The 795-nt window shown below is 44.0% G+C and carries 2 protein-coding genes; both read right to left on the reverse strand.

Annotated elements, in window-relative coordinates:
- The coding region (locus HW443_RS12220; RefSeq protein WP_176238335.1) for a GDP-mannose 4,6-dehydratase at positions 1–104 on the reverse strand (104 nt) is incomplete at its 3' end.
- Positions 105–116: 12 nt separating this feature from the next.
- A partial coding sequence (locus HW443_RS12225) for a nucleotide sugar dehydrogenase (RefSeq protein WP_176238336.1) occupies positions 117–795 on the reverse strand: 679 nt, incomplete at its 5' end.

Here is a 795-nt window from a genome sequence, read left to right on the forward strand (position 1 = left end):
GTGGAAAGATTATCAATTACCATAACATAAAAGCCCCGCCTCAATAGTTCTTCAGCTAAGTAAGACCCTACGAAGCCAGCTCCTCCTGTGATCAGTGCGTTCATCCGGTCGCTCCGTTAGATCCTGATAATATTTTTGAACTTGTCCAAGATATCCTTTGTCGCATTTCGGCAATCGACAACGATTTTTGAATTGCCCACTATCCATTCGTAATCGAGATCAGTATGATCAGTAACTATTAATAAACAAGCCACTCGGTTTAAAATACCTTCGGTTAGAAGAGAGCTTTTGTAGACCTTATTATCTATGTTTATCTCCGCCACATAGGGATCGTGATAAAGTACATTTAACCCCTCTTTTTCCAAAAGTTCTATGATCTTAAGAGCAGGGGAGTATCTCCAATCATTTGTATCTTTTTTGTACGCTACTCCCAATATCAGAACTGTGGCCTGCTTCGGGTCGATACCGTTTCCGTAGATCGCCGATATTGTCCTCCTCACTACATAGTAGGGCATGTTCTCATTGATCTGAGCGGCAAGATAGATAAAGTTGGTATGAAAGTCGAATTCTTTAGCCTTCCAGGAGAGGAAATAGGGATCAACGGGAATACAATGACCACCCACGCCTGGGCCGGGCAAAAATGGCATAAACCCGAAGGGTTTTGTGGCTGCAGCGCTGACGATCTCCCATACGTCGAGTCCCATTCTCTCGCAGAGCATGCTTAACTCATTCACCAGAGCTATGTTCACGCTTCGAAAGGTGTTCTCAAACAATTTCGTCATCTCAGCTGCCTGG

The sequence above is a fragment of the Candidatus Hakubella thermalkaliphila genome, from assembly GCF_013281975.1.
GTDB lineage: Bacteria > Actinomycetota > Humimicrobiia > Hakubellales > Hakubellaceae > Hakubella > Hakubella thermalkaliphila.